The organism is Pseudomonas sp. NPDC086112 (assembly GCF_044746425.1).
Lineage (GTDB): Bacteria > Pseudomonadota > Gammaproteobacteria > Pseudomonadales > Pseudomonadaceae > Aquipseudomonas.
Genome location: NZ_JBIVCD010000092.1, coordinates 1 through 2,962 on the forward strand (window position 1 = coordinate 1; position 2,962 = coordinate 2,962).

The following is a 2,962-nucleotide window of genomic DNA, read 5'->3' on the forward strand; positions in this document are numbered from 1 at the left end:
AAGTGTATAGAAAGACTTTTCAGTTTTTCAACTGAAAGCTTCACTCCTCAAACCCGGCGACCCTCTGTCTATAAATAGATTGCAGCTTTATAACGGATTTTAGACAGCTCGTATGACATTTTTTTGAAGCAATCCGTCACATTTAACTCATGTACATCCCGCCGTTCACCGGGATTGTAGCCCCAGTAACGTAAGCCGCACCGTCAGATGCAAGAAAAGCGACCACAGACGCGATCTCTTGAGCTTGCCCCAGACGACCCAGCGGAATCTGCGTCTGCAAGGCTTCACGCTGCGCCTCGGGCAGTTCACGGGTCATATCGGTGTCGATGAACCCTGGGGCCACCGAGTTTACCGTAATCGAACGCGAACCGACTTCACGCGCCAGTGCACGGCTGAAACCTTCCAGACCGGCCTTGGCGGCAGCGTAGTTTACTTGGCCTGCGTTGCCCATGGCACCCACAACCGAACCAATACTGATAATTCGTCCCCAACGGGCTTTGGTCATGCCGCGCAAAACGCCCTTGGACAGGCGGAACAGACTGTTCAGATTGGTATCGACGACGTCATGCCATTCGTCATCTTTCATGCGCATCATCAGATTATCGCGGGTGATACCGGCATTATTGACCAGGATCGCCGGCGCACCGAATTGCGCCTGGATGCTCGCCAGCACGGCCGCTACGGACTCGTCGCTGGTGACATTGAGTTCCAGGCCAGTGCCCTGAACACCATTTTCTTTCAGGGTCGCAGCAATACGCTCGGCCCCTGAAGCGGAAGTCGCGGTGCCGATGACAATGGCACCCTGACGACCCAATTCCAGAGCGATAGCCTGGCCGATACCACGGCTGGCACCGGTGACCAATGCAACTTTACCTTGCAGACTCATGCAAGCTTCTCCTTGTTCAGGCCAGCGCTGCGCGGGCGGCAGCGAAAGCGTCTGGGGTATTGAGATTAGAGGTCGACACGCCTTCGGCGCAACGTTTGTTCAAACCGGCCAGCACTTTGCCAGGCCCGCACTCAACCAGTTCGGTCGCACCCTTGGCCGCCAGCGCCTGGACCGACTCGACCCAGCGTACAGGCTTGTAGAGCTGTTCAAGCAGATCGCGCTTGAGGGTTTCCAGATCCGCCGGCACGTTAGCGCTGACGTTCTGTACCACAGGGATCTGCGGCGCCTGCCAGTCGATCGCTGCAATCGATTCGGCGAACCGCTCGGCGGCCGGACGCATCAATTCGCAGTGGGACGGCACGCTGACCGGCAATGGCATGGCGCGCTTGGCGCCGCGTGCCTTGCAGCCTTCGATGGCGCGCTCGACCGCAGCCTTGGCACCAGCGATCACTACCTGGCCCGGGGAGTTGAAGTTGACCGCGCTAACCACTTCGCCTTGCGCCGCTTCGGCACAGGCGGCCAGTACGTCAGCATCGTCCAGACCGAGAATGGCAGCCATGCCGCCCTGCCCGGCCGGAACGGCCTCTTGCATCAACTGACCGCGACGCTCTACCAGTTTCACTGCATCGCCCAGACTCAGACTGCCTGCAGCCACCAGGGCGCTGTATTCGCCCAGGCTGTGACCGGCGACGTACGCCGGACGCACGCCGCCTTCAGCCAGCCACAGGCGCCACAAGGCGATCGAGGCGGTCAGAATGGCCGGCTGGGTTTTATCGGTTTGATTGAGTTGTTCTTCCGGCCCTTGCTGGGTCAGTGCCCACAGGTCGTAACCCAGAGCATCGGAAGCTTCTTTGAATGTTTCGAGGACCACCGGATGTTGCGCGCCCAACTCGGCCAGCATGCCGAGGGACTGCGAACCCTGTCCTGGAAAGACGAATGCGAGGGAAGCAGACATGTAACAAGCCCCTAATGATCTTGTCGTCGGAGAATGACGTCCCGTTTCTGGAACGCAAGAAACTCACAGTTGGATGGCCCATTGAACTGAGCGGTCACATTTAAGCATTGTCCGACGAAAACGCCTAAGGCAACAAATCTTCCAGGCGCCCATGAAGCCGCTCCGGCAGGTTTTCCTGGATCTCGATCAGCGCTCGCTGTATCGCACTCTGAAAACCCTGCACCCCCGCCGAACCGTGGCTTTTCACGACAATTCCCTGCAAACCGAGGAAACTTGCGCCGTTATGTCGCGCCGGCGCCAGCTCAGCCTGCAAGCGTTTCATCAGCGGCAGCGCCAGCGCACCCACCACTTTGGACGCGAAATTTTTCTTGAATAACGCCTCGATGCGCCCGGCAATCATGGTCGCCAGGCCTTCGCTGGACTTGAGCAGGATATTGCCGACAAAGCCGTCACACACCACCACATCCGCCTCGCCACGGTACAAACCGTCACCTTCGACAAACCCGATGTAGTTGATGCCACGAGCACTCTGCAACAAGGTGGCTGCCAGCTTGACCTGCTGATTGCCCTTGATGTCTTCAGTACCGATGTTCAGCAATGCGACCCTCGGGCGAACGATACCCAGGGTTTCTGCCGCAACCGAGCCCATCACTGCAAACTGCAATAAGTGCTCGGCAGTGCAATCGACATTGGCACCCAGATCAAGCAACTGGCAGTAGCCCTTCTGCGTTGGAATGGCCGCGATCATTGCCGGCCGATCAATGCCCGGCAAGGTCTTGAGCACAAAACGCGACAACGCCATCAGCGCACCGGTATTGCCGGCACTGACGCAGGCCTGGACCTTGCCGTCTCGCAGCAACTCCAGCGCCACGCGCATCGACGAATCGGGTTTGCCGCGCAAGGCCTGGGCAGGCTTTTCGTCCATGGTGATGACTTCGGACGCCGGCACAATCGACAGGCGCGCGCGATCCACAGCCGATTGGCTGGCGAGCAGTTCTTCAAGAAGGGAGGGTTGACCGACGAGGGTCAGGTGCAGCGAGGGTGTAGCAGACAGGCAAGCGAGGCTGGCCTGAACAATGCTGCGGGGACCGAAGTCCCCGCCCATTGCGTCAATCGCGATG

Annotated in this window: 3 protein-coding genes; all 3 read right to left on the bottom strand. The window is 58.9% G+C overall.

Features of this window, described 5'->3' with window-relative positions:
• Nucleotides 1-142: 142 nt before the first annotated feature.
• The 3 genes from fabG to plsX all read right to left on the bottom strand — a co-directional run bounded on the left by fabG (nucleotide 143) and on the right by plsX (nucleotide 2,961).
• The gene (fabG, locus tag ACIPLA_RS28080) at nucleotides 143-886 is read right to left on the bottom strand and encodes a 3-oxoacyl-ACP reductase FabG (protein WP_123494581.1); all 744 of its coding nucleotides are present in this window, start codon (nucleotides 884-886) and stop codon (nucleotides 143-145) included.
• A 16-nt stretch (nucleotides 887-902) separates the two neighbouring features.
• Nucleotides 903-1,841 (bottom strand): ACP S-malonyltransferase, encoded by a 939-nt coding sequence (gene fabD / locus ACIPLA_RS28085; protein WP_218397709.1) that lies wholly within the window; start codon nucleotides 1,839-1,841, stop codon nucleotides 903-905.
• A gap of 124 nt (nucleotides 1,842-1,965) precedes the next feature.
• Nucleotides 1,966-2,961: a phosphate acyltransferase PlsX gene (gene plsX, locus ACIPLA_RS28090; RefSeq protein WP_401177724.1), complete on the bottom strand. Its 996-nt coding sequence runs from the start codon at nucleotides 2,959-2,961 to the stop codon at nucleotides 1,966-1,968.
• Nucleotide 2,962: the final 1 nt, after the last annotated feature.